General features: G+C 40.0%; 1 protein-coding gene. It reads right to left on the bottom strand.

Features of this window, described 5'->3' with window-relative positions; genetic code table 11:
- Positions 1-443 (bottom strand): helix-turn-helix domain-containing protein (locus tag H5975_RS08435; protein WP_204785637.1); only part of this gene is annotated, 443 nt, incomplete at its 3' end.
- Between the last annotated feature and the right edge of the window lie 60 nt (positions 444-503).

The raw sequence follows: 503 nt of genomic DNA, 5'->3' as shown, positions 1-503 counted from the left end.
TTTTTAGGATGACGTGTACGGTGTTTATGTCTTAAATGTCTTTTAATTCCCGTATCACCGTGTGACGAGAACTTCTCACCCAAATTATGCTTATAGATGTGTCGGTAGATGGTGTTATAACTCACACACCATTGGCCTTCTTTTATAAATCGCGAAGCGATTTGTTCAGGAGACCAATGTAACTCTAAAATATAGTGAGCAATTTTTTGACATAACTGAGGATGAAGGTCTAATAGCAGAGGCTTATGACAGTTTTGCCGTTTCTTGTGGTAGTAACGTTCATCGTCACTGGCTGAATAATTTCCAGAACAGCGTTTTAATTCTCGAGAAATGGTACTGGGGCTGCGTCCCAAGCGAAGCGCAATTGCACGGACAGATAACCCCTTAGCTTGTAAAAACATAAGCATTTCTCGTTCTTTTATAGTAAGATGGATATAGCTCATAACGGGTTACCTCGAATTATTTGACTTGGTCGTTAAACTAATTCTACCCCGCTATGGGTT

The organism is Limosilactobacillus coleohominis, assembly GCF_016901675.1.
In the GTDB taxonomy this organism is placed as follows: Bacteria; Bacillota; Bacilli; order Lactobacillales; family Lactobacillaceae; genus Limosilactobacillus; species Limosilactobacillus intestinavium.
This window is presented reverse-complemented; position numbering and strand designations above follow the sequence as displayed.